Origin of the sequence: Paenibacillus tengchongensis (assembly GCF_008973665.1) — a bacterium.
GTDB lineage: Bacteria > Bacillota > Bacilli > Paenibacillales > Paenibacillaceae > Paenibacillus_AQ > Paenibacillus_AQ tengchongensis.
On sequence record NZ_WACP01000004.1, the window covers coordinates 324,734 to 350,988 of the forward strand.

A 26,255-nucleotide genomic window follows, 5' to 3' on the forward strand; every position below is an offset into this window, starting at 1 on the left:
GAACGGGGCCGCAAAGTCAACTTTCGATCCGGCAGGACCGGATAAGCAGGCTTTGCGGCTCTGCCCTGCCCATATTCATCTAGAGGGGGTAATGTTCATGAATAAGAAAATAGCATTTGCAGGCATTGCTGCGCTTCTTCTGCTGGTGATGGCCGGCTGCGGCGAGAAGCCAACTGCAGCGCCGGCCGATAACTCGGGAATCGCCGAGCCGGCTGTCGTAAACGGTGCTGCAGGCGGCAACACCGTAGAAACCCCAGGTGCGGACGCCGGAGGCGAAAGTGTTCCGGCAACGGCTCAGCCTACCGCCGAAGCGACTGCACCGGCGGCGACGGAAACGCCTGTACCGGAGAAGCAAAGCCAGAGTATCAGCGTGTATTATACCGATCCGCAGCAGCTGGATCTGGTTACCTCGGAAGCAACCGTAGCCTTCGCCGATGATGCGGAGAAATATACAGAAGCCTTCAAGGCGCTGCAAAGCAGCGGACAGGAGGATCTGGTTGCATTATGGTCCAAGATTGAACTGAAGTCGCTGGACTTCAAGGATGGCCGGCTTACTTTGGATATTCATAAGCCGCAGGAAGCCCAACTCGGTGCCGGCGGCGAATCAATGGCGATCAGCGCGCTGACCCGGACAATGTTCCAATTCTCCGAAGTGCAGAGTGTGGAATTGCTGGTTGATGGGGAACAGGTGGAAAGCCTGATGGGCCATGTGGATCTGGAGCATCCGATGACCAGAGAGAACAGCGGTGTTTAAGCGGCCCACACCTTCTGGTGCACCAACGATAACGAATGACCAACATTATGAATCTCAGAGAGGGGTAATCCGCTTGTCCGGTCAAAAGAAACTGAAACCCACACTAAAATCCTATACCTCCAAAGCAGCTTCCGCCGTACTGGCGGGCGCTATGGTTCTCGGCGGAGCGGGAGCAGCCTTTGCAGAGACAGCTGCTGTAACCCAGACAACGGCAGCCGCACAGACCACTGCAGCGGCAACCGGAGTCTTCAGCGACGTCAAATCCGGCTTCTGGGCCGAGAAGCACATCTATAAGCTGGCTGCCCAGGGTATCGTTGTCGGCAATAACGGTTTATTCCGGCCCGGCGATTCCGTAACCCAGCAGGAAGCCGTGCTCATGGCCCTGCGGTTTATGAAGCTTACCGGCAATGCCGATCTCAATACCAATGTGGTGCTGCCGGGCAATTTTGAAGTATCGAACTATTATAAGCCATATGTTGTGCTGGCATTCCAGCAGGGGTTATTGGATAAGACGACCGAGATGGCCGAGAGTAACCTGAAGACGGCCTGGGGCACACGGAAAGCTTCCCGTGAATGGGTCGCCGAGCTCCTCGTGCGCAGTTTGGGCAAGTCTGCTGATGCAGCTGCGGCGGCTTCACTGCCTACCGGCTTCGCCGATGATTCGAAGGTATCGTCCAGCAAACGCGGGTATATTAATACTGCGGTGAATCTCGGTTTGGCCAATGGCCTTGACGGTAACCGCTTCGACCCTCAGGGGGCGGTGACACGCGCCCAGCTGGCAACCTTCTTTAGCCGGGCGGAAGCCCAGAATACCGTACAGTATGACAATTCGGTCAGCGGAACAATTAGCTCGCTCAAGGACAACAAGCTGACGGTTTACCATAATGGTGCTTCTTCTACGTTTAATCTGGGGACCGGTACCGCTTATTTTACCAGTGCGTCGGAAACCAGAATCGGCTTGAGCGACATTCAGCCTTATACTAAAGTAACTGTTATTGGCGCTACATATAATGCGGCCTATGTTGAGGTTACGGATCCCACGGTGCAGCTGGAGACGCTTGAAGGCACTTTTGCCAAGAGCACCCAAGGCACTATCTGGCTGGATACGCCTGCAGGCTATGACCAGTATGCTTATGATGCCGAAACGGTGTTTCTCGATGTGAACGGGGCGGTTATTGCGCCGTCCGCAATTGCGGCGGACAGCAAAGTTTCGCTGCAGCGTGAGACCTACAGCGGAACGCGCAAGCTGGTGAAGGTTCAGGTGACCTCCGGGATTGTCAATAAGACAGCATCCGGAACCATCCAGAGCGTTGATGTGACCGGTAAGAGCATTGTGTTCAAGACGGCAGCGGGAACGACCGAAACCTTCAAATGGGAGGACGGGGCTGCAATTTTCAAAACACAATCGTCGGTTCTGCAGCCTTCTGATCTCAAGACAGGCGCCGCTGTCAACTATACGATTAAGAACAATATGATTCTTTCGGTGGAAGTCACTTCCGGAACGGAGCGCGTGGTTGAGGGAATGCTCAATGAAATTACCAGCTCCAGTCTGGTCTACAAAAAAGCGGACGGCACCCGCGAGGCAAAGCTGCTCGCAGGTGTTCCGGCCGTTGTCATTCCCGATATGACCGGGCCGACGATCAGCGACCTGATGGCCGATGCAAAGAGCGGAGACGCGGTGCGGATTACTCTGAACAGCAGCGATCAGGTGACCCGGATTGAAGTTGTTGCCCGGAAGATGGAGCAATATACCGGGGCTTCGGTGTTGTCGTATAATACCAAGACCCAAATGCTGACCTTTATGGACAGCGCCGGCAAGGCGCATCTGGTGGAGCTTGACAAGGACACCAAGCTTATTTATGACAATGTTACAGCGCCTACTCTGGCCGGTATCGCCTCCCGCTTGACGGAAGGCCGTAAAATTAATGTAACGTTGCTGGATGAACATGCCCTGCAAGTCGAAATATCGACCCAATTCACGGGCACGTTGACTTCAGTCAGCGCTTCGACCAACACCTTTGTAATGAAGCTGGCAGGAAACCAGTCGGTAACGCTCTCGCTTCCGCAAGGCGTGGATTTATTCGGCAAGAAATCGGCAACTATCAATGATGTTCCCGTCGGCACTCAGGTTACGGCAGTCCTTGGCGAGAACCAGGCGATCGTCACGATGCTCCGGGCCGTTTCGTCGGCACAGCTGCAGATTACTTCTGTAAACGCAGCGGGCAACCAGCTTACCGTGACCGGAGCGGCGGGCACTTCTGTATTAAACACGCTGACTGTAAAATTGCTGAATGAAGCCGGCCAGACCATTACACTGGCTGACCTCAAGGCCGGCGATTTTATCAATGTGCAATTCCTCGGCACCAACCCGACTTCCATTCAGGCCATCAAGCTGACAACCGGAGCGGTGACTGCGGTTGACGCAGCCGCTGGAACACTGACGGTTAAGGACTACTCAGGCGTGGCCCAGACCTTGAATGTCGGCACGAACGTAAAGATTGTCCGCGACGGTGCAACGACCACAGCGCTCGGCAATCTGACGACCGCAGACCGGGTGGAGGTCCGCAAGGATGTGGACGGCTCTACAATGATTCGTGTCCTTGCACAGCAAGTCAAGGTCTATTGGAAGATGGATGGCTCGCTGCTGCTGCTTACCAAACGTGCCAGCGCGAGCGATACGAATTACCAGTTCACGCTTTCGCCAAATGTATATATTCATCAAGGTGACACGACATTATCCGTGCAATCTTTGAAAGAAAATGATAATATTATAATGTATCTAAACAACAACATTGTGGTTGAAATTGTGAAACAATAACGGCACTGGTGGACTTCCGTGTGAAACACCGTCTTGACGCAGTCGCTGACTTGCGTCAAGACGTTTTTTTTGAACTGGAAGAAATGTTGACGTTATTCCGCCAGTGAACCTGCTTGCGTGGAGGGGAACGCTATGAAGGTCGCAGAGGTTCGCCACATCCTGGATACCATCGGCGGCATGTTTCCTGAAGCCCATTGCGAATTGAATCACAGCAACGCTTTTGAATTGACCATTGCGGTGTTGTTGTCAGCGCAGTGTACGGATGCAACAGTAAACAAGGTCACCGAGAACCTGTTCCGGAAATACAAAACTCCGCTTGATTATATCTCCGTCCCGCTTGAAGAGCTGGAAGGGGATATCCGGCGTATCGGACTTTACCGCAACAAGGCCAAGCATATCCAGAATCTGTGTAAGATCCTGATTGAACAGTATGGAGGAGAGGTGCCGCAGGCTCACGATCAGCTGGTGACCTTGCCGGGAGTCGGACGAAAGACCGCAAATGTCGTCGTTTCGAACGCTTTTGGCGTTCCGGCGATCGCTGTGGATACGCATGTGGAGCGTGTAGCCAAGCGGCTCGGATTGGCCGGGTGGAACGATTCCGTGCTGGAAGTGGAGAAGAAGCTGATGAAGGCCGTTCCGCGCGAGGAATGGACGCTGACGCATCATCGGCTGATATTTTTCGGACGGTATCATTGCAAAGCGCAAAATCCGGGGTGTCAGGTCTGCCCGCTGCTGGATGTATGCCGGGAAGGCAAGAAACGTATGAAAACATCGGCAATTAGAAAGACTAAGGTTGGTGCAACAAGCAAATTGTCAGAGACGAAGAAGAGGATGGGATAGAGATGAAATGCATTTCTGTGTATACCGATAATTTTGAGGCATTTTCCGATATTTTTGACCGTGTAGTGGAAAGCCCGCTGCAGGAGAACGAAGAGCAGGAAGTGGAAGGCATCACCATCAGCCACTCCGGCGATGTGCCTGAGCACTATCTGGAGCGGATGTCCCAGAAGCCTGAGGTTGTAGTCATGAAGGACAAGTCCCGCGGCTTGACCATTCTGCAGCACGGCAAAGTATTTGAAATTCTGCTGCCAGTACTGGAAACGGCTTAAGCAGCCGCTTGCAAGTACTGCGGACGATAAATGTTCTATCATTAGAGTCGGCCCCCCGGGGCCGGCTCTTTTGCCGTTTGCGGGTTGTTCAGCGAAAGAAGGCTTAAGGAGAAACGGACAGAAGCTTACGGATTTGTAAGGGATTATAGCGTATTTTGTAAAAGCAAAACATTGATTTGTCCACAGCCGGTGCTACAATGGAAATAGCTTATTTTTAGCTTAAGATATTATATTTTAATGTAATTAAAGAAAAAGTCATCATCCGCCTTGCGGGAGATTTATAGAAGCCTGTTACTGTGTAATTACAGGTTCTTTGACATATCCGGCGGCTGGACACTTACATTTGAAACCGCTTGCTGTACGGAGAACCCGGTCTGATGACATAGTGCTGGCACCATAATCATAATTGTGAGTGTGAACAGAACAGCCGGCGTTTTCGATTAGAAATGGTAATACTCAAACAAGTTTACTCAAAAGTTTAGCTTGTATTAGGTTGATTTTGACACACTAAATTGGCTGATTTTGCGGATTTGAACCTTCTAATTCGATTATTGCCTCATAATTTGGGCGGTATTGACGTGCTCAGTGATTTTTCGTTCCTATTAGGTGGCGGCTATCCAACCAGATTTGCGGCAAGCTCGATATAGGTGAATCTAGGTAGTGATTTTCCAACTGTTTAAAGTGAACAATTGAACCCAAAAATGAAAGATCAGCTTATATAAATGTGTTTTGTATACAAATTAATTCAGGCACGGCTGTGGAGGGATGACGGATGGTTGCGGAGCAGGTGAAAAAAGAGCTTATTGAAGAAGGAATGTCTTTAAAAGCGCTGGAGCTTCTGCTGGAAGACTGGGGAGCAAATGCGGAGCGGCGGATGGTCGCCGATCTTCAGGGGAAGCTGGTATCACAGGAACTGACACTGGCCTTCTGCGGACATTTCTCGGCGGGCAAATCCTCGATGATCAACCGGCTGTGCGGTACGGGTGTATTGCCCTCCGGTCCCGTGCCGACAAGTGCAAACGTTGTCGCTATCCGCAGCGGCCAGCCGCGCGTTCTGCTGTATCCGCGGGGAGAGGATGCTGCCACGGCTCCAAGAGAGGCCGGAGCGGATTCTCTCCAGGAATATTGCCGCAGCGGCGAGGCCTACGAGAAGATTGAAATCTGGACGGACGCTCCGCTGCTGGGACAGAGCGGCGTACTGCTGGATACGCCCGGCGTAGATTCCACCGACGACGGACACCGGGCGGCGACGCACTCGGCGCTGCATCTGGCGGATGTGGTGTTCTATGTGATGGACTACAACCATGTGCAGTCAGAGAATAATCTGGCTTTTGCCAAAGCCTTAAGCGATTGGGGCAAGCCGCTGTACCTGATTGTCAATCAGGTCGATAAGCACCGGGAACGGGAAATTCCGCTGGCAGACTACCGGCGGCAGCTGGAAACGGCCTTTACTCAGTGGGGCATCCGCGCTGCGGGCCTGTTGTTTACTTCACTGAAAGTTCCCGGCCATCCGCTGAACCAGTGGCATGAGCTGACCGCTCTGATCGGCAAGCTGCTGGAGCAGCGCGCTATGCTGCTCCAGCTCAGTGCAGCGGCTTCGGCCCGGCATGCCGGAGAAGAAGCGCTGAAAGCATACCGCGAGAGCAGGGATGAGGAGCGTCAGGAACTGCTCGGCGTGCTGGAAGGTATTGACGCCGGCACGGTGCGGGTGCAGCTTGCGGAGCTGGCCACGGAAGAGCAGGCGCTGGCTGCGCTGCCGGAAGAAGCGCAGCTGAAGCTGCGGAGTGTGCTGGATAAGCTGCTCGCAGACAGCAATCTGATGCCCGCCGACGTGCGCGAAGCGGCGGCAGCGTATTTGTTGAGTGCAGCTCCCGGCTTCCGCGCGGGGATTTTCTCCGGTGCGGCGAAGCGGGAGAAGGAGCGCGGGAAGCGGCTGGACGCCTGGCATCAGCTGCTGAGCCGCGAGATCAATGCCCGGCTGGGCCGGCACCTGCTGCAGGCTCTGCGGGAGTGGGCCGAAGGCCTGGAGCTGTGGACGGACGAGGCGGAGTCGGCACTTGTGCAGGCCTACCCGGCCATCCGCCCGGAGTGGCTGGCGGCTTATGTGCAGCCGGGCACCGGCTTCACCGGCGAGGCGCTGCTGAATTTCTGCCGGGGCTTGGCGGCGGAAATCAAGGCGGACTACCGCCGGGCTGCGCTCGCGCTCGGCGACCAGCTGCTGGCGCAGCTGCCGCCGCTGCTCGCGGAGCGGCGCGCCGCCCTCGCGCGCCGCGGGGCGGCCCTGCAGCGCCAGGCGCAGGCGTCCGCCGCGCTGGCCGCCCTGGACCGCGCGGCGGACGCCCGCGCGGACGCGCTCGCGGCGCTGCTGCCGCCGCGCACCGCCCTCACCCCCGGCCTGCTGCCGGGGGTGCCCGAGGCCGCGCCCGCGCCCGGCGCGGCGCCGCAGCCCGCCCAGCCGCTAGAGCGCGCGGCTGGATATTCCGCCGCCCCGGGCTGGGCGGCGGAACCGGCGGCGCCGGCGGGCGGGCGCCGCCGGCTGGCTGCGGCCGCGGCGGTGCTGCACGCCGCAGCGGAGAAGCTGCGCGCCGAGCCGGCCCTGGGCTCGGCGGCGCGCGGCCTGGCGGCCCGGGCGCAGGCGCTGGCTGCCGGCCGGTTCACGCTGGCGCTGTTCGGGGCGTTCAGCGCTGGCAAATCCTCCTTCGCCAACGCCCTGCTCGGCGAAGAGGTGCTGCCCGTGTCGCCGCATCCCGCCACGGCCGCGGTAAACCGCATCCTCGCGCCGGATGGGATCACCGGCCACGGCCAGGCGGTCGTGACCATGAAGACGGCGGAGGAGATATGGGAGGATATCCTCCATTCCTTCCAGGTGCTGCAGCTGCCGGTGCCGCAGCGGGCCACCTGGACCGAATCGGCGGCGGGCCTGACAGCCGCCGGACTGCATCCGGCCGCGCTGCCGCATGCCGGCTTCCTGCGGGCTGCGGCCAGTGGCTGGAAAGCGGCGGAAGATCTGCTTGGCAGCGTGCGGACTGTAGACCTGGCGGAATACCGTGGTCTTGTGGCCGAAGAGACGCGCGCCTGCTTCGTGCGGGGCATCGACCTGTATTACGATTGCCCGCTGACAGCCGCAGGCATCGTGCTGGTCGATACGCCCGGAGCGGATTCGCTGCATGCCCGCCATACCGGTGTCACTTTTAACTACATGAAGAATGCCGATGCCATCCTCTTCCTGACCTACTATAACCACGCCTTCTCCAAAGCGGACCGCAGCCTGCTTGCGCAGCTCGGCCGGATTAAGGACAGCTTCGCGCTGGATAAAATGTTCTTCATCATCAACGCCTCCGATCTGGCGGGCGATGAAGCCGAGCTGGACGAGGTCCGCCGGCATGTGGCGGATAACCTGCGTGCGGCGGGCCTGGCATCGCCGCGCATCTTCGCCCTCTCCAGCCTGCTGGCGCTGGAGGGCAAGCTGGCCGGCGACCGGAAGCGCTATGAAGCTTCGCGGTTCCAGGCCTTTGAGCAGGCGCTGGCCGGCTTTGCCGGCGAGGAGCTACCCCGGCTGGCGCTCCATTCCGCCGGGGAAGCCTTGGCCTCCGTGCGGCAGCGCGCTGAGGAATGGCGGCAGATTGCCACGGCTGAGGCGGGCCGGCGGGAGGAGAATTTACGGGAATGGCAGCAGCGCAAACAGCGCGCCGAATCCCGGCTAAGCGCGCTTGCGCAGGAAGAGCGGCCGGTCCGCAATCTGCGCCGGGAAGGCGAGGAGCTGATTTATCATGTCAGACAGCGCCTGACCTTCGGCTTCGGCCGCTTCTTCCAGGAGTCGTTCCATCCTTCCCTGCTGCGTGAAGATAACGGCAAGCTGAGAGAAATCTTCACCGCCTGCGGCAGGGAATTGGAGCGTACGCTGCAGCGGGAGCTGGAGCAGGAGCTGTGGGCGACCACGCTGCGGCTGGAGCAGACCGGCCGCAGGCTGGTTCAGACGGCAGCGCTTGCGGCCGCAGCCGATTTGTCCATACCGGAGCAGGAGGCGCTGCTGCTTATTGGCGATGGAGCGGACTGGGCTGCCCCGGCAGCTCTGGAGTGCCGGCTGCGCCCGTTCGACTGGAGCCAGCTCTTCGGCCGCTTCAAGTCGCCGCGGCATTTCTTTGAGGGGCCGGGCAGAAACGAGGTGCGGGCGGCGGCAGAGCCGTGGCTGAAGGAAGCGGTGGCCGGTGCGGCTGCTGTGGCAGAAGAGACGCTGCTCGCCTTCTACGCCGCAGCGGCTGCAGCGGCGCTGGGTCAGGCTGCACAGTCGCTGCTGGGCAGTCTGCAGGAACAGGAGACGGCGCTTACGGAGCTGCTGAAGGGAGGTGATGCCGCCGGCCGCTGGGAATGGATGGTACAGCAATTGGCTGATCAGGAAGGCGCTTTCAACGACATTCTTAACAGAAAGATGTGAAGTTTGTAGTAAAATGTCGAAGAACACTTGCAAATTCGACGGTAATGGCAGAAAATAAAAGTGCCTGAAAATTTACAAAACAACATCGTTGTTTTACAGAAATATGCGTCAACAAGCGTTTTTCCGTATCTTGGCGGCAGTATCCGCCACCCTGGTAATACCGGCAGTTAAACTCAATCAGAAAAAGAGGTTGGAAACGACAATGTGGGGAGCTCCCTTTTCAGCCCAAAGCCGCAAGCTGCTGCTGCTGGGCAGCGGTGAACTGGGCAAGGAAGTCATTATTGAAGCTCAGCGCCTTGGCGTAGAGACCGTAGCCGTTGACCGTTATGACGATGCTCCGGCCATGGGCGTCGCCCACCGGTCCCATGTCATTGACATGCTGGACGCGGAGGCACTGAAGGCGCTCATCCGGGCAGAGAAACCGGATGTTATTGTTCCCGAAATCGAGGCGATTGCCACCCCGGCTCTTCTGGAGCTGGAAGCGGAAGGGTTCACGGTAGTGCCGACGGCCCGGGCCGCCCGGCTGACGATGGACCGTGAGGGCATCCGCCGGCTGGCGGCAGAGGAGCTCGGCCTGCCTACTGCTGCCTACCGCTTTGCCGACAGTCTGGACGAGCTGCGCCGCGCGGTGGAGGAGTTGGGCACACCTTGTGTGATTAAGCCGATTATGAGTTCCTCCGGCAAAGGCCAGAGCGTCTGCAGGACGCCCGGGGATGCCGAAGCCTGCTGGAACACGGCACTGGAAGGCGCGCGTGCCAAAGGCACCCGCGTCATTGTGGAAGCCTTTGTGCGGTTCGAAAGCGAGATTACGCTGCTTACGGTACGGACGGTGAGCGGCACCGTATTTTGTCCGCCGATCGGACATATCCAGAAGGATGGCGATTACGTGGAATCGTGGCAGCCTCATCCGATGGATGTGAAGCAGCTCGAAGAAGCCCGGGAGATGGCCCGGAAGGTAACCGATCAGCTTGGCGGGCTGGGCATCTTTGGCGTAGAGCTGTTTCTGACCTCGGGTGGCGTACTGTTCAGCGAAGTGTCACCGCGGCCGCATGATACCGGCATGGTTACGATGGTGACTCAGGATTTATCGGAATTTGCTTTGCATGTCAGAGCCATTCTTGGCTTTCCGCTGGACTCGGTGCAGCTGTTGACACCGGGTGCATCGGCCACCCTGAAGTCGGAGACGGCGGCAGCGGATTATGCCGTGACCGGAATCGGCGAAGCGTTGTCGCTTCCGCGGACTCAGGTCAGAGTATTCGGCAAGCCCGAGGCCCGTGCCGGACGGCGGATGGCCGTGGCGCTCAGCGCCGCGGAGGAAGTGGAAATCGCGCGGACAACCGCCAAGCAGGCGGCGTCTATGCTAAAAGTGGAGGTAAAATCGAGATGAACAGTAGTACTCAGGAGCAGGTACTGCAAATTCGCAAATGCGGTAAGAACGATCTGGAATGCGTGACCACCCTTTTGCGGGAATTCGGCTATCCGACAACGCTTAGCGTGATGAAAGAGAGAATGGAAGTCATGGAACAGGATTCATTCCGGCGCACGATGGTCGCTGAACTTGACGATGAAGTTGTGGGTATGATTGAACTTCGGCAGGTGCACTCCTATTACAAGCAAGCGGATTGTATTATGGAGATTACCGCGCTGATCGTAGGCGAGAAGCATAGAGGAAGCGGACTGGGACGGAGACTGGTATCTGCCGCGGAGGATTTCGCCCGCGAGCGGGGCTGCAGCCAGGTGTTCCTGCGCAGCGGAAACCGGGCGGAACGCGCTCCGGCGCATGCGTTTTACCGCCGTGTCGGCTTTGAAATGTCCAGCGGCTACCGTTTCAGCAAGCAATTGCAATAATCGGATACGTAACCAATCATCCCATCCCGGCGGTTTGCGGGATGGTTTTTTTTTATTTCCGGGCAAGAGCATTCCGTGTGCCCCGCAAACAACCTGACCGGAATCCACGCATCAACCTCGCTACGCGGGTATTTTGCATCTACACTATATATCCAGGCTATATACCTATACTTTATACCCACACTATGTACTCTACACCTGCTCTATGTACATACCTTATGCATCTGCCTATATACCCACACTATGTACCCACACTATGTACCCATATGTATCCCTATATGTAAGCCCGGTAGCTGCAGCTTGAACTTCAGCCTCACCCTCTGGCTGGGCACAATACTTAAATTTAAACATAGATCGGGGGAGTTGAATCAGCTAGAATGGTTCTATAGTATCTATATGGCTGTCAAAGAGGGATGATTATGTATAAATTGATACTCGCCGAAGATGAGGAAGATGTCCGGGAAGGCATTGTCTCCCAGATCGATTGGGTCGCCTGCGGCTTTGAAGTCGTGGAGCAGGCCGAGAACGGGCGCGAGGCGGCGGAAGCCGTTGACCGGCTGCTGCCGGATGTGGTGGTAACCGACATTCAGATGCCGTTTATGAACGGTCTGGAGCTGGCCGAATATGTACGGAGCCGCTATCCAAGCACCAAAATAATTATCCTGACCGGCTATGATGAGTTTGAATACGCCCAAAAGGCCATCAAGCTGCAAATTGACGAATATATTTTGAAACCGTTCTCATCGCAAGAGCTGATCGAGGTGCTGCTTAAGGTTAAGCGTACTATGGAAGAGGAGATCGCCGAGAAGGAGAATGTCTTCGTCTTAAGTGAGCATTACCGCAAAAGTCTGCCGGTGCTGCGGGAGCAGTTCTTGTCCTCACTGGTGTCGAGGCAGCTCCCGGCGGCGGAAATTGCGGCCAAGAGCGCCGAATACGGCCTGAGTCTCTCCGGCAGGCTGTATCAGGCCTCCGCGATCCGGGTCGATTATGTGCGGACAGACGGGGAGACCGGGCGCACGGAAGGGCGGACCCTGTCGCTGCGCGATACCGGAGACCGGGGCCTTCAGCTGTTCGCCGTACTGAATATCGCCGAGGAGCTGTGCCGGAAGCATGGCTTCGGCAAGGTGTTTATTCACCGCGATGAGGTGGCGCTGCTATCAGTCAGTGCTGCGGACGACGAGTCGGCCGTCAGCGGGCAGACACTCAGGCTGCTGGAGGAAATCCGCCACAATGTCGAGCGTTTCCTGAAGCTGACGGTCACCGCCGGCGCAGGCACGGTCTGCACCGCTCCGGAGTTTCTGGCGGGTTCCTTCAGCGATGCGCTGCAGGCGCTGGATTACCGGCTGATTCTCGGCAACAACCGGGTGATCTGGATTGAGGATGTGGAATCGCGTACCCATCAGCTGCCGGCCTACGACGAGCTTAGCCGGCAGGCGCTGATCCGCACGATCAAGCTCGGTACGGTCCAGGAGCTGACGGAAGTGATCGGGGGGCTGTTCGGCGGGCTGGATGCGGAGCAGTTGTCCACGCAGGATTATGAAATTTTTCTGACGGAGATCATCACCTCGGTACTGCGGGTAGCCAAAGAAACGAACAGTGATACCGCCGCTTTCCTGGGTCCGGGCATTTCTGCGCTGGCTGAAATCCACAAATTCAACAACATGGGCGAAGCCAGGCAGTGGATTGTGGACGTGTGCAGCAGGCTGATGGAATTTATCGCGTCAGACCGGCAGTCTGGATATACGCTGCTCGTCGAACAAGCCCTGGAATACATCCGCAGCCATTATCAGGAGCCGGATATGTCGATCGGCAAGGTATGCCAGCATCTGCATATCAGCACCGGGTATTTCAGCAGTATTTTTAAGAAAGAAATGAAGCTGACCTTTGTCGCTTATCTGCTGCAGGTCCGTCTGGAGGCGGCCAAAGAGCTGCTGCGCTCCACGGAGCTGAAGGCTTTCGAGATCGCCGAACGAATTGGCTTCGCCGACCCCAATTACTTCAGCTTCTGCTTCCGCAAGAAATATGGCTTATCGCCGAAAGAATATAAGAACAGCGCGCGGGGAGGCTGAGCCATGGCGGAACGGAACATCCGTTTCAATCCGCTGCGGCTGCGGCGCACCCAGAAAGGCAGGCGGCGGAGATCGAACAAGCTGCGCAGCATCCAGCTGATCATTACGGTCTCATTTACAGCGGTAACCGTGCTGGTTGCAGTTATTGTAAGCTTCATGCTGTACAACAAATTCGCCCGGACAGCCGAAGCGAACGCGGATATCAACATGCAGCAGATTATTGAGCAGGTGAACTATAATCTGGAGCTGTATGTAACGGGGATGAGTAAAATATTTGCCACAGCAGAAGCGCAGATTACGGAGAGTTCCTCCATAGACTCACCGCTGCTGTCGGAGCGGATGGACACTTTGATGAGCAGCCGTGAGGATCTGGTGTCCGTCTCCGTATTCACGCCGGAAGGGGATTATGTGGTCGGCACTCCGGGGCTGATCCTGCAGCAGAATACCCAGCTGGAGACCCAGAGCTGGTTCACCTCCGCCAAGAAATCGCCCGACATTTCCTATTCGGCGCCTCATGTGCAGAATCTGTTCAAGGGTAATTATCCCTGGGTAGTCTCCATCAGCAAAATGATTGTTTACAGGAAAGATGGACGTACCCGTGAGGGTATCCTGCTGCTCGACTTCAATTTCCGCACCATCGATGAGCTGAGCCGGCAGGTCAAGCTGGGCAAAAGAGGATACGCTTACATTCTCGATTCGCTGGGCAATATCGTCTACCATCCGCAGCAGCAGCTTATTTATGCCGGCCTGAAATACGAAAACGTCGAGCCTGTGCTGGAGTATGCCTACCGCAGCTATATGGATGACTCGACAGGTGAGAAACGGCTGATTACCGTACGTACGCTGGCCGAGACCGGCTGGAAAATCGTCGGTGTTGCCTACCACGACGAGATTGTGACGACGAAACGCGATTTGAATCAATTCCTGTTCTGGTTTCTGGCTGTGGTCATTTCGCTGGTCGTCGCCGTATCGGTGCTGCTCTCCTGGCTGATTGCCAGTCCCATCCGCAGGCTGGAACGGACGGTCAAGCTGGTGGGTGAGGGGGACCTGCATACCCCGATTGAAGTCAGCGGCGCCTATGAGGTCGAGCAGCTGTCGCTGCGCTTCAATAAGATGCTGCAGCGCATCCGCCAGCTGATGGATCAGATTATTTATGAGCAGGAAACCAAACGTAAGGGTGAGCTTGAAGTGCTGCAGTCGCAGATCAACCCGCATTTTCTCTATAACACGCTGAACTCCGTCATCCGGCTGGCCGAGCGGGGCAAGACCAACGATGTCATTACGATGATCCAGTCGCTCTCCAAGTTCTTCCGGATCAGCCTCAGCCGCGGCAAAAATTTCATCACCGTCCAGGAAGAGCTGGACCATATCCGCCATTACCTGGTCATTCAGGGCTTCCGGTTCCGGAATAAATTCCGCTACGAGATCAAGGCGGCGGATGAGGTGCTGCAATATCAGACGATCAAGCTGATTCTGCAACCGATTGTGGAAAATGCGCTGTACCACGGCATCGAAATGTCCCCGGATGAAGGCTTCATCTCCATCACCGCCGAGCTGCAGCACGGCAATATGGTCATCCGCGTAACAGACAACGGATTAGGAATGTCTCCCGAGACGCTGGGCTCCCTGCTTAAGGGCGGAGTGCGGACGGGCGGCGGCTCTGGCGTCGGCGTGCGCAATGTGAACGAACGCATCGGCCTGTTCTACGGCCGTGAATACGGGCTGAGCTTCGAGAGCGAGCTGGAGGAAGGCACAAGCGTCACCATCGTATTTCCCGCCATCCCCGCAGAGATTTCCGCCGAGCCGGGAGAGGAGGACGCCTGATCATGAAGAATGGAAGTATGAGGCTGAAGGCGCTGCTGGGTGTTTCGCTCACTGTACTGCTGCTAATGGGTGCAACCTCCTGCAGCAGCGGGCCGGACGGTTATATCGGCACAGAACGGGCGCGCAATATTCATATGATTGTCAAAATGAACCAGGGCGACTACTGGAACACCGTCAGACTGGGCGCCGAGGCTGCTGCGCAGGAGTTCAATGTGAATCTGACCTTTAAGGCGCCGGAGGCGGAGAGCGAAATCGACAGGCAGATTGCCATGGTGGAGGATTCCATTAAACAGAAAGCGGATGTGATCATTCTCGCGGCCAGCAGCTATATGGGACTCGCCCAGGTCGTCGATCAGGCGGCGTATTCCAGAATCCCCGTGATATCCGTGGATGCGGAAGTCGGTTCAGCCCGGGTCAGCTCTTACGTTGGCTCCAATGGCTATGAAGCCGGCCAGAAATCGGCGCAGCGGCTGATCGAACTGCTGGACGGCCACGGCGAAATCGGCATCCTGAATTTCACGAAGTCCTCGATCGGCAGCTCATTGTCAGGAGGAGCGATCGATTACGGTGCCCGCGATGCGGAGGAGCGCGAAGAGGGGTTTCTCAATTATGCCGCCCGTTATCCCGATGTGGAAGTGGTGCAGATCTCTTATACTTCCTCCAGCGTAGCCGATGCCGAGCGGCTGACCCGGGAGATGCTGGATAATCATCCGCACCTGCGCGGTATTGCCACCCTGAACGAAACGGCTTCGCAGGGAGCGGGCAAAGTCATTCAGGGTTTGGAGGATCAATCCGTAAAGATGGTGGCCTTCGACAGCTCTCCGACGATGATGGAAATGCTGCAGGACGGAACGGTGCAGGCTACGGTGATTCAGAATCCCTTCAGCAACGGTTATTTGGCGGTGAAATACGCGGTGGAGCTGTCCGAAGGACTTGATGTGCCGGAGCGGGTGGATACCGGAACCAAGCTGATCGATCTGGGCAACATGCTGTGGCCGGAGAATCAAAAGCTGCTGTTTCCCTTTGTCCGCTGACAAGAAAGCGGAGTTCTGGGGCGGGAGTGAGTATTATTATAAAAGAGATGAGAATTTTCATAGGAATCCGCAGGATATTATATGGGAACCATTCCCTGTAAGCAGCATAATAGGGTTGCGGTATGCTTACCGGAAGCAGATTACTCGGTCTCCAGGAGGTCAACTATGAAAAAAACAGCGTTCCTCTGTCTTGCCGGCGCCGTTCTGGCGGCTGCCCTGGCGGGCTGCGGCGGGCAGAATAAGGGTGAAGGGAACAGTGCAGACCGCAGTAACCCGGGCGGTGGCGGCAGACCGCAGCTGGGCGTTGCCATATATAAGTTCTCGGATACCTTTATGATCGGGGTCAAGAGCGCAATTAAAGCTTCAGCCAAAGGCGTCGCCGATTACGAGCTTGTGGACAGCAGGAATTCCCAGCCGGACCAGAATGAGCAGGTGGATGACTTTATCGACAGCGGCGTCGACGCCATGCTTGTCAATCCTGTCGACCGCACCGCTGCCGGCGTCATTATCGACAAGGCCCAGGCGGCAGGGATTCCGGTCGTCTTCCTCAACCGGGAGCCGCTAGAGGGAGATATGAAGAAATGGGATAAGGCCTATTATGTCGGTGCCCAGGCCAAGGAGTCCGGAACGATGTCCGGCCAGCTGCTGGCCGATTACTGGAAGACCCATCCGGAAGCGGACAAGAACGGGGACGGCGTGCTCCAGTACGCCATGCTCAAGGGCGAACCGGGGCATCAGGACGCGGAGCTGCGTACGACCTTTTCCATTCAGGCCATCGAGGATGCGGGCATCAAGGTGGAGAAGCTGGCGGAGGATACCGCCAAATGGGACCGGGCCAAGGGCCAGGAGAAGATGGCCGCCTTCCTGGAGACTTACGGCGACCGGATCGAGGCAGTACTGGCCAACAATGACGATATGGCGCTCGGGGCGATCAAAGCGCTGAAGGCGGCAGGCTATTTTAGCGGAGACAAATATATGCCGGTGGTCGGCGTTGATGCCACGGAGCCGGCGGTCAAGGCGCTGAAGGAAGGCACGATGCTCGGGACGGTACTCAACGATGCTGCCAACCAGGGCAAGGCGGCGGTCATGCTGGCTGCCGTGCTGGCGCGGGGTGAGGTTCCCACCAGGGAGAACGTCGGCTTCGAGATTACGGACGGCCAGTATATCTGGATCTCTTATAAGAAGATTACCAAAGACAATGTGGAGGAGGCCGGGCAGATTCAATGAACGGCGGCGGATGCCCGCCAGGCACATAGAGCCAGAACACAGGCAAGCAGCCGGACAGCCGGAGGCTTGTCTTTTCTTCATTGCTGCTGTCAAAGCACGCTTTCTGCACTCCATTCATACTCTATAGGCAAATGCCTTTGTAAGGGAGTGCGAAGACATGCTTAGAATCAAGCTGAACGAGCTGACAAAAGGGACCGACAACGGCCTGATTCAGACGGAGGTCTGGAGATGGGACGGTATCGGCTGGAACGAATATATCGCCCAGCAGGAAGAGGATTTCATCCGTGCGGACGAGGATTTCTTTGTCACGATCCCGGCGGAGCCCGGGCTCTACCGGGTGGATCTTTCGCCCAAAGCCCCCGAGGAGCTGTATACCCTGGCCGACACGGGAATGGACGGAATGCGCCTGGAGACGCTGCACCCGGCGCCGTTTACCGGCAAGGATGGGATGCTGTGGGGATATATCGACAACGAAGGACGTACAGCGATTGAGCCGCGTTATGATTATGCCGAGGAATTTCAGCAGAACGGGCTGGCCATTGTGCAGCGGGGGAACGGAAGCGGACTGATTGACAGTACGGGCCGGGAGTGGGTTAAGCCGGTATATTCTTTTATTGCTCCGTTTGCCGAAGGGCGGGCCGTGGTTTCAGACAGCAAGGGCTACACCCTGATCGATGAAAAAGGCAAGGAAGTGACAAAGGCCCGCTACGATTACTTGAATTCGCTGCAGGAAGGGCGGGCCTTGTTCTCCAAGGCGGGCCCGCACGGCGCTTCCCGCTACGGCTACCTGGATGCCCAGGGCAAGGAGGTGCTGACCTCGGGCTACCTGGATGCCGGCGATTTCCTGAACGGCACCGCCCTGGTGAAGCTGGCAGACCGTGAATACGCGCTGATTGACCTGCAGGGGCAGGTGCTGCATACGTATTCCTATCCGTATGTCGGCAATCCGGGCGATGGCCTGCTTGCCTTCCAAGAGGAAGAAAATGGAAAATATGGCTACCTGCGCACGGACGGCAGCATAGCCATTGCGCCGCAATACACTTCGGCACTGCCGTTCTCCGGCGGCCGGGCGGTCGTGAATACGGCGGAGAATTACGGGAACGCCTACGGCCTGATTGACGCGCAGGGCAAGTTCATGATCCCGCCGCAATATTACGAGGTCCAGCAGCTTGGCGAGGACCGGGTGGCACTGGGAACGCCGCTGTATGCCGACAAACCCTACATCGGTTCCCGGTATATGATCACGGACAGCGTGACCGGACATATCCTGTCTTCCCATCCTCTGCTTAGCGTCAATAACTATCAGAACGGGCTTGCTTCGGTGTACGATGCCAAAGAGACCTATTTTATCGACCGCAGCGGCAATAAAGCCGCCCAGCCGCCAACCCTGCCGGGAGCGGGCGTGCTGTCCTTCAGCGGCAGCCTGATCCGTGCGGATGTCGACCAGCGTACCGCCTATTATGACCGGCGGGGCAACCGGGTCTGGAAGCAGAGCCATGTTATCCCGCTGCGCCCGCCGTATTCCGTACTGGAGAAGAAATATAAGCCGAACCGGAATTACCTGGTGTATTATCCGGAGATTGAAGGCATTGCTTCCATTGAGACGGCTAAGAAGGTCAATGAAAGGCTGCGCAGCCTTTCGCTCGTCGAAGGAGCGGGTACAGGCGGGACGGACCAGGATTTCAGCTATACCGGGGACTTCAGCGTCTCCTTCTTCCGTAAGAACCTGCTGGTGCTTGAGCTGAGCGGGTATAAATATCCGTTCGGGGCTGCCCATGGCATGCCGACGAGGATATTTCCGCATATCAATCTGAAGAGCGGCCGGTTCTACGAGCTGCGTGACCTGTTCAAGCCGGGCAGCAAATACTCCGAGAAGCTGAGCGAAATTGTCGGCAAGCAGATCGCAACCGATCCGCAGTACGATTATGTTTTCCCGGACGCCTATAAGGGCATCCGCAAGGATCAGCCGTTCTATGTCGATGAGGCGGCGCTGTACTTGTACTTTGAGCCCTATGAAATCGCCCCCTATGCCGCAGGCTTTCCAACCTTCCGCATTCCATTCGCCGAAATCATGGGCCTGATCTCTACGGAAGGCGAGTTCTGGCAGTCGTTTCATTGACTTGAACAAGATTCTATAAGTAAACGAGCAAAGCTGTCATCCCGGTGGATGGCAGCTTTGTTGGTTTACTTAGCGGGGGTAAGACGCGGAACGGAATAAGCCTATACTCAAATAGAGGGATTTCTACCACTAATTTCGCTCTAGCTTCTAAATTCGGAAGATTAGTGGAATTTTCTACCTATACTGTTGTGGAGTATGGATAAGCACAGATTTCGGCAGGCTGGCCGGCTCTATTAAATATGCTGTTTTCACATATTCGTCACACTATCAGAAATTTTGTCGAAGTGTAAAAATTTAGAAGCGCACAATAATAGAATATGTGCTACAATGACTGAGGAAGAAATGACAACTTTGTAATCTTTGCCGCCGGGAGATCGCTGCAAGGACAATACACCAAGAATAGGGAGATGGATGAATGAAGCGCAACACGTTTAGAAAAGCAATCGGGGGAAGCGTGGCCGCAGTGCTGGCGCTCAGCATTTCGTTGCCGCTGCAAGCAAACGCTGCAGACTATAATTCGGGAGTCGCGGCCGCAAATAACGGATTTGCCCAATTTCTGCAATCTATTAATTCTTATACCTTTAAGCAAATCTACTATGTCAAGAAGCCTGTAGTTACGGCTGCTCCTACAGCGAAGCCGGCAGCGACAGCCACACCGGCCGCAACCGCCAAGCCGACTCAAGCTCCTGCGCCAACTGCGCAGCCGGCCGCTACAGCGAAGCCCGCCGCAACTCCGGCACCAACGGCTAAGCCGGCTGTAACGGCTGCTCCTGCAGTCAACAGCACTCAAGCCTCGTACGTGCAGCAGGTCGTAGCATTGGTCAACAAGGAACGCGCCTCTGCCGGGCTGTCTCCGGTAACTGCACTGGACAGCCTGAACAAAGTGGCTGCCGCCAAAGCGACCGATATGCGTGTGAACAATTATTTCTCGCATACTTCGCCTACGTACGGTTCACCGTTTGACATGATGAAGTCCTTCGGCATCACTTACCGCGCCGCCGGCGAGAACATCGCCATGGGCCAGAAGACGCCTGAGGCGGTCATGACCGCCTGGATGAACAGTGCAGGCCACCGGGCCAACATTTTGAACGTGAACTATAACTATATCGGTGTAGGTTACGATAACAACTACTGGGTGCAGGAATTTATCGGCAAATAAGCAGCAAGGACAAGCAAAGCCCGTTCTCCGGTTGATCCGGCGAGCGGGCTTTGTTTTTTTACATAGTGTTCTCTCAAAAGCTCTGCTTCAGCCGGATGAGGGCCGCCAGGCAAGAATTATGCGGCAGCTGGGCGAATATATGCATGAGCTCCACAGCATACCTCCGGAAGTGATCGCCAGTCAGGCAGAGGGGTATCCCCCGCTTCGACGGATATACCGGCAGAAGCCTACCGGCGTCTGAGCGAACGTTATGAGCAGATTAAGGCGGAATTGTATCCGCACATGAGACCGTATACACGCGCTTGTGTAGATGAAGCTTTCCGGGGCTTGCGCATGGAGCGGAATGGTTCGATTACATCCTTTGTCTCATTCATGGGGATTTGGCCCTTGAACATGTATTGGTCAATGAGGACTATCCCCGATATTATCGGCATTATCAACAGCTTTTTTTGATGCTGATCCGGGGATAACGCTTATTCTGCGTTGTGATTTTTTACGCGAATCTGTATATTTGCAAATTGGACATAGAAGAATTATGTTTATCTACATAGTTAAGAAGTTAGTAAAAAGTGGCACAATGGAACTATGACCGGCATACGGAGGGATAGCTTTGAACGATTCCAAATGGACCTGGCGGCTTGTCGGCCTGTCGTCCATCGTGACAACAATACTGCTGCTGATCGGATTCATGTATGCCGTAAGCGACATTCTTTATCCGAAGGGGGAGACTGCGCTTACTTCACTGCCCGAGGAGACGCAGGCGCCCGCTGCCGCTGCAGACGGCTATAAGATTCTGGCGCTTGGCGACTCCCTGGCTAAGGGTACCGGGGACAATACCGGGAATGGATTTGTGAAGCGTACGATGGACGGGTTGGTGCAGGACGGCGGAAAAGCGGCGCTGGTGGGCAATATGGGCATCAACGGACTGACTACGGCCGGACTGCTGGACAAGCTGAAGGAGGAAGGCGTACAGTACGCCATGCGGCAGGCGAACATCGTCCTGCTCTCCGTCGGCGGGAACGATCTGTTCGGGAATTCGGGTATCCTGGGCAATAACAGCGGTGACAGCGGAGCAGAAATTCCCGAGGGAGCGTCCACACCCGTGCTGCCCGAAACAGAAGAGGCAGGAGCCGGGACGAGTCAGCACGAAGTGCAGGAGCTTACACCGGAGTCTTTGCTGGCGGGACTTCCGGCTGCTGTAGAACGTCTGGAGCAGGCTCTGGAAAGTATCGTTAAGATCAACCCTTCGGCACACATTTATTACATCGGGCTGTACAATCCCTTCGACGATGTTGAGGCGCTGCGGGTCCCAGGCAACCAGGCGGTGACGGCCTGGAACCATTCCGTGATGGAGCTGATCAATGCCCATGACCAAATGACGCTGGTACCGACACTGGATCTGTTCGGCAACCATTTAGAGAAGTATTTGTCCACAGACCATTTTCACCCGAACGAATACGGATATCAGCGGATCAGCGAGCGGATTATTCAAGCGGTCCGTTAGGATAGCACGGAGCAATGAAATGAGAGAAACGGCATAAGCCCTGAGGAGCTGATGAGAGGATGTTATTGGAACAGAGCAGCGGCTATCCGCCCGCCGTCCTGACGGTGGACGGCGTCCGTAAACGGATCGGCCGCAAATGGATTATCGACAATGTCACCTTTGATGTCCGGGCGGGCGAAATCTTCGGCTTCCTCGGGCCGAACGGCGCCGGCAAGACGACAACGATCCGCATGCTGGTGGACTTGATCCGCCCGACGGAAGGAACGATTACTGTATGCGGCTACAATGTCAACAAGAATCCAGAGCAGGCGCTGCAATATGTCGGCTCCATCGTCGAGAATCCGGAGGTGTATACCTATCTGACCGGGTGGGAGAACCTGCAGCATTTCGCCCGCATGCAGCCGGGAGTGGACAAGGCGCGTATCGCCGAGGTGGTGGAGATCGTCCGGCTTGACCAGCGCATCCACGACAAGGTCAGCACCTATTCGCTGGGGATGCGGCAGCGGCTCGGCATCGCGCAGGCGCTGCTGGGGCGCCCGCGCCTGCTTATCCTGGATGAGCCGACGAACGGGCTTGATCCGAAAGGAATCAAGGAGCTGCGCGAATTCGTCCGCAAGCTGGCCGGTGAAGGAATGGCAGTCTTCGTCTCCAGCCATCTGCTCAGCGAAATCCAGCTGCTGTGCGACCGGGTGGCCATTATCAGCAAGGGAAAGGTGCTGGCGGTCGGCGGTGTCCATGAGCTGGTATCCCGCAACTCCCCCTATGTATTGTGGGAGCTTGCGCCTAGCAGCCAGGCCAAGGTGCTGCTCGGCGCACATCCAGGCATCCGTATTCTGGCGCCGGACGAAGTGACGCTGGACGATGCCGTTACTGCCGGTATGGGAGAGGATTCGTTGGTTACCGTCATGGACGAAGCCCTGATTCCGGAAATGGTCTCCCTGATGGTTGCCGCCGGAGTGACCGTACGGGCTGTGCATAAAATCAACCCGACACTGGAACAGCTATTCTTGAAGCTAACGGAAGGTGAAACTATTGATTAACCTGCTTCCCCTGGTCCGCAACGAGTGCCTGAAAATTATCAAGAAGAAGCGCTTTTATGTCATACTGCTCATCCTGGTTGTACTGGTTCCGATGTTCACCTATGCCCAGATGCGGATCTCCGAGCGCAGCCGGGAGAAGTTCAACTCCGACTGGCGCCTGGAGATTCAGCAGCAGATTACCGATAACCAGAATTCGCTCAGCAGCGACCGGATCCCCGAGGAATGGAAGACTTACCGGCGGATTTTCGTCCAGCAGCTGCAGTATTACTTGGACCATAACGTCAATCCGAACGAACCGAGCGGCGTCACCTTTACCCGTGAATTTCTCGACAATTCGGTGAACCTGTTCATTCCGCTGCTGATTATGGCGGTTGCTTCCGACCTGGTATCCGGTGAGCGGACGACTGGCACAATTAAGATGCTGCTGACCCGGCCGGTGCGGCGGTGGAAGGTGCTGCTGAGCAAGCTGGTGGCGCTCCTGATGTTCGTCTCGCTGATTGTATTGTCGGTGGTCGTTATCTGCTACCTGATATCAGGCCTTGTCTTCGGCTACACAGGCTTCAATGTTCCGGTCTTCACCGGCTTTCAGATCAATGGGGATACCGTCGATATGTCGGGCGTACACGCGGTTCCGCAGTGGAAATACCTGCTGATGCAGGCCGGGCTGATCTGGTTCGTCAGCGTGGTGGTGGCGCTGCTTGCCTTTATGGTATCGGTGCTCGTCCGCAGCACGGCGGCCAGTATCGTGGTCATGATGGCGGCTCTGATTGCCGGAACCATTCTGAGCAACATGGCCTCCGCCTGGACCTCGGCCAAATATTTATTTATGGTCAATCTGGGGCTGACCGGGTACCTGGCCGGCACGCCGGCGCCGATTGAAGGGATGACGCTGCCGTTTTCCATGGCGGTTCTGGCCATTTGGGGCCTGGTTTCAATAATCATTTCATTCGCCGTCTTTACGAAAAGGGATATTTTGAATTAGAATGAACAAAGCAACGAAACGTTTGTTTGCATGTTTACTGATAGCGTAATTCATAAAGGAGGAGCATGAATGCTCGAACAGATCGATATGTTTGCAAAAGTCTCCAAGAACGGTGGAGTTGGACAGGCCGGGACCGGATACGATGCTGACGACATTCAGGTGCTCGAAGGGCTGGTTGCCGTACGCAAGCGGCCCGGTATGTATATCGGCAGTACAAGTTCCTCGGGACTGCACCATCTCGTATGGGAGATTGTAGATAACGCCGTAGACGAACATCTGGCCAAATTTTGCTCGAAGATTGATATTACCCTGCGCAAGGACGGCTCGGTAACGGTGACCGATAACGGCCGGGGCATTCCGACCGGTATGCACAAGACGGGCGTGCCGACTCCGCAGGTTGTATTTACGATTCTGCACGCGGGGGGCAAGTTCGGCGGCTCTGGCTACAAGAAATCGGGCGGACTGCATGGTGTCGGCGCATCTGTCACCAATGCACTTTCCGAGTGGCTGGAAGTGGAAATTTACCGTGAAGGCAAGACTCACAAGCAGCGTTTTGAATATTGGGTGGACAAGAAGGGCGTGGAGCATGTCGGGGAGCCGGTTACCGGCCTTGAAGTGCTCGGCAATACGAACAAGACCGGTACGAAGGTAACCTTCAAGCCGGATATTCGCGTCTTTGCCGGCGGCATCTCGCTGAATTACGATACGCTTGCCGAACGCGTGCAGGAGATTGCCTTCCTCAACTCGGGACTGCGGATCACCTTAAGCGATGAGCGCAGCGGACGCCAGGACGAATTCTATTACGAAGGCGGCGCCAGCCAGTTCGTCCAGTTTCTGAATGAAGGCAAGGACGTGCTGCATGAGGTCGTCCACTTCAGCGGCGAGAAGGATGAGATCGAAGTTGAGGTGGCGCTGCAGTATAACGCCGGTTACACCGAGACGCTGGCCTCCTTCGTGAACTCCATTCCGACCCGCAGCGGCGGTACGCACGAAACCGGTTTTAAGACGGCGTACACCCGTATACTGAACGAATATGCGCGGCGGACACAGCTCTTGAAGGAAAAGGACAAGAACCTTGACGGCAACGACCTGCGCGAAGGGATGATGGCCGTCATTAGCGTGAAGATGGCTGATGTGGAATTTGTCGGCCAGACGAAGGATCAGCTCGGCAGCGCCTCGGCCCGCAGCGCCGTGGATACGGTCGTCTCCGAGAACATGGCGACCTTTCTGGAGGAGAATCCGCAGGTGGCACAGAGCCTGCTGAAGAAAGCCATCCAGGCGTCCAGGGCCCGCGAGGCGGCGCGCAAAGCGCGCGATGAAATCCGCAGCGGCAAGAAGCGCAGCGAGAGCCTGAGCCTGGGGGGCAAGCTGTCTCCGGCGCAATCCAAGGATGTCAGCCGTACCGAGCTGTTCATCGTGGAAGGCGATTCCGCCGGAGGCTCGGCCAAGCAGGGCCGGGATTCCAAGCTCCAGGCCATTCTGCCGCTTAAGGGCAAGCCGATGAACCCGGAGAAGGCCAAGCTGCTGGACATTCTCAAGAATGACGAGTACAAGGCGATCATCTCTGCCATCGGGGCAGGGATCGGTCCGGAATTCGCCGTGGAAGACAGCAATTATTCCAAGATTATCATTATGACCGATGCCGATACCGACGGCGCGCATATTCAGGTGCTGCTTCTGACCTTCTTCTACCGGTACATGAAACCGCTGCTGGATGCCGGCAAGGTCTTCATTGCCCAGCCGCCGCTGTATAAGATTACGCGCAAATCCGGCAAGCTGGAGACGGTGCGCTATGCCTGGAGCGACGAGGAGCTGGCGAATTACCTGAAGGAATTCGGCAAGAGCTTTGAGCTCCAGCGCTATAAAGGACTCGGCGAGATGAATCCCGAGCAGCTGTGGGAGACGACGATGAACCCGGAGACCCGTACACTGCTGCAGGTACAGATCGAGGACGCCGCCAAGGCGGAGCGGCGCGTATCCACGCTGATGGGCGACAAGGTCGACCCGCGCAAGCGCTGGATCGTCGAGAACGTCGACTTCACCGAGGTGGAGGAATAAGCAAGCCGGGATGAAGGGGATGCCGCTGCAGATCCGCCGTCCCGGCTGCAATAACCGGCCGCGAATCCCGCGGCCGCATCAATGCCGCATATTCCATGCGGCATGCTGTTTGTACGGAAGGTGACGAATACTTCCGGATCTGTGATTTTTGGCGATAGGGAGGCGGAGCAAGCGGAATTGTTCTGGAGGAGCATTAGCGTCCGCCTTTGTTTCCGGATTTGTACCGCAAACTGCGGACCAATAGAACAAATCTGGAAACAACAGCGGCCGGAAGA

Annotated in this window: 17 protein-coding genes; all 17 read left to right on the forward strand. The window is 56.5% G+C overall.

All coding sequences use genetic code 11. From position 1 onward, the window contains the following. The first annotated feature begins 97 nt into the window (after positions 1-97). Entirely contained in the window at positions 98-754 is a 657-nt protein-coding gene (locus F1381_RS09230) for a GerMN domain-containing protein (RefSeq protein WP_151734531.1), read from the forward strand. A 73-nt stretch (positions 755-827) separates the two neighbouring features. Further along, positions 828-3,572, forward strand: a complete 2,745-nt coding sequence (locus F1381_RS09235; protein ID WP_151734532.1) for an S-layer homology domain-containing protein — start codon at positions 828-830, stop codon at positions 3,570-3,572. A gap of 132 nt (positions 3,573-3,704) precedes the next feature. Continuing rightward, the gene (nth, locus tag F1381_RS09240) at positions 3,705-4,412 is read left to right on the forward strand and encodes an endonuclease III (protein WP_151734533.1); all 708 of its coding nucleotides are present in this window, start codon (positions 3,705-3,707) and stop codon (positions 4,410-4,412) included. Between the two features lie 2 nt (positions 4,413-4,414). Next, the gene (locus F1381_RS09245) at positions 4,415-4,681 is read left to right on the forward strand and encodes an NAD/NADP transhydrogenase alpha subunit (protein WP_151734534.1); all 267 of its coding nucleotides are present in this window, start codon (positions 4,415-4,417) and stop codon (positions 4,679-4,681) included. A gap of 772 nt (positions 4,682-5,453) precedes the next feature. Continuing rightward, positions 5,454-9,116, forward strand: a complete 3,663-nt coding sequence (locus tag F1381_RS09250; protein WP_151734535.1) for a dynamin family protein — start codon at positions 5,454-5,456, stop codon at positions 9,114-9,116. Between the two features lie 202 nt (positions 9,117-9,318). Then, positions 9,319-10,503 (forward strand): formate-dependent phosphoribosylglycinamide formyltransferase, encoded by a 1,185-nt coding sequence (gene purT / locus F1381_RS09255; protein ID WP_151734649.1) that lies wholly within the window; start codon positions 9,319-9,321, stop codon positions 10,501-10,503. Continuing rightward, positions 10,500-10,964, forward strand: coding sequence for a GNAT family N-acetyltransferase (locus F1381_RS09260; RefSeq protein ID WP_151734536.1), 465 nt, complete (start codon positions 10,500-10,502; stop codon positions 10,962-10,964). The genes purT and F1381_RS09260 overlap by 4 nt, the downstream gene beginning before the upstream one ends. 419 nt (positions 10,965-11,383) lie before the next feature. Further along, entirely contained in the window at positions 11,384-13,033 is a 1,650-nt protein-coding gene (locus F1381_RS09265; RefSeq protein WP_151734537.1) for a response regulator, read from the forward strand. A 3-nt stretch (positions 13,034-13,036) separates the two neighbouring features. Beyond that, entirely contained in the window at positions 13,037-14,857 is a 1,821-nt protein-coding gene (locus F1381_RS09270) for a sensor histidine kinase (RefSeq protein ID WP_151734538.1), read from the forward strand. A 2-nt stretch (positions 14,858-14,859) separates the two neighbouring features. Continuing rightward, a complete protein-coding gene (locus F1381_RS09275; RefSeq protein ID WP_151734539.1) occupies positions 14,860-15,891 on the forward strand; it encodes a substrate-binding domain-containing protein in 1,032 nt (343 codons plus the stop codon). A 165-nt stretch (positions 15,892-16,056) separates the two neighbouring features. Next, positions 16,057-17,118 carry a galactose ABC transporter substrate-binding protein gene (locus F1381_RS09280; protein WP_151734540.1) on the forward strand — a complete coding sequence of 354 codons (1,062 nt, stop codon included), beginning with the start codon at positions 16,057-16,059 and terminating at the stop codon, positions 17,116-17,118. A gap of 157 nt (positions 17,119-17,275) precedes the next feature. Beyond that, positions 17,276-19,237 (forward strand): WG repeat-containing protein, encoded by a 1,962-nt coding sequence (locus F1381_RS09285; protein WP_151734541.1) that lies wholly within the window; start codon positions 17,276-17,278, stop codon positions 19,235-19,237. 415 nt (positions 19,238-19,652) lie between these two features. Further along, entirely contained in the window at positions 19,653-20,396 is a 744-nt protein-coding gene (locus tag F1381_RS09290; RefSeq protein ID WP_151734542.1) for a CAP domain-containing protein, read from the forward strand. A gap of 610 nt (positions 20,397-21,006) precedes the next feature. After that, the gene (locus tag F1381_RS09295; protein WP_246187964.1) at positions 21,007-21,900 is read left to right on the forward strand and encodes a GDSL-type esterase/lipase family protein; all 894 of its coding nucleotides are present in this window, start codon (positions 21,007-21,009) and stop codon (positions 21,898-21,900) included. A gap of 59 nt (positions 21,901-21,959) precedes the next feature. After that, positions 21,960-22,940 (forward strand): ABC transporter ATP-binding protein, encoded by a 981-nt coding sequence (locus tag F1381_RS09300; protein ID WP_151734543.1) that lies wholly within the window; start codon positions 21,960-21,962, stop codon positions 22,938-22,940. Then, positions 22,933-23,922 carry an ABC transporter permease gene (locus tag F1381_RS09305; protein ID WP_151734544.1) on the forward strand — a complete coding sequence of 330 codons (990 nt, stop codon included), beginning with the start codon at positions 22,933-22,935 and terminating at the stop codon, positions 23,920-23,922. Before F1381_RS09300 ends, F1381_RS09305 begins: the two co-directional genes overlap by 8 nt. A 69-nt stretch (positions 23,923-23,991) precedes the next feature. Continuing rightward, the gene (parE, locus tag F1381_RS09310; RefSeq protein WP_151734545.1) at positions 23,992-25,980 is read left to right on the forward strand and encodes a DNA topoisomerase IV subunit B; all 1,989 of its coding nucleotides are present in this window, start codon (positions 23,992-23,994) and stop codon (positions 25,978-25,980) included. Positions 25,981-26,255: the final 275 nt, after the last annotated feature.